The organism is Halomonas sp. KAO, from assembly GCF_015595025.1.
Lineage (GTDB): Bacteria > Pseudomonadota > Gammaproteobacteria > Pseudomonadales > Halomonadaceae > Halomonas.
Genome location: NZ_JADNRL010000019.1, coordinates 496,777 through 497,529, shown reverse-complemented (window position 1 = coordinate 497,529; position 753 = coordinate 496,777). Strand labels below are relative to the sequence as shown.

Genomic DNA, 753 nt, shown 5'->3' with positions numbered 1-753 from the left:
CACAACATCGGCCCGAACGGCAAGGTGACGTTCGAGGGTGATAGCAACGTGACCGTGACCGAGTCCGGCGTCGACGATGATGCCAAGGTTCAGGTGGCGTTGAACGACGACATTACCGTCGATAGCGTGAAAGCCGATAGCGTGACCACTGGCAACAGCACACTCAACACCAATGGCCTGACAGTCACCGACGGCAGCAATGTCACCGAAGTGACTGCAACCGGCACCAGCGTCACCGACGGCACCAACAGCACCGAGTATGGCGCCGACGGCATGATCATCGCCGGTGGCCCGAGTATCACCACCAGTGGCATCGATGCGGCCGGTAACACGGTCACCGGCGTGGCCGATGGCGCCATCAACAGCAGCAGCAGCGATGCCATCAACGGCAGCCAGCTGCAGGCAGCGGGCGACAGCTTGGCCAGCAACGTGCTGGGTGGCGATGCCGATTACACCGGCAACGACTTCACCATGAGTGACGTGGGCGGTACTGGCGAGAGCACCATCGATGACGCCATCCGCTCGGCTAATACCACTGCCAATACCGGCTGGAACGTGGCCGACACCAACGGCAATAGTCACAACATCGGCCCGAACGGCAAGGTGACGTTCGAGGGTGATAGCAACGTGACCGTGACCGAGTCCGGCGTCGACGATGATGCCAATGTTCAGGTGGCGTTGAACGACGACATTACCGTCGATAGCGTGAAAGCCGATAGCGTGACCACTGGCAACAGCACACTCAACACCAAC

At 60.4% G+C, this 753-nt stretch carries 1 pseudogene; it reads left to right on the top strand.

The features are described from left to right. Positions 1 to 753, top strand: a pseudogene (locus IOC61_RS08515) (hypothetical protein); the annotation flags it as partial.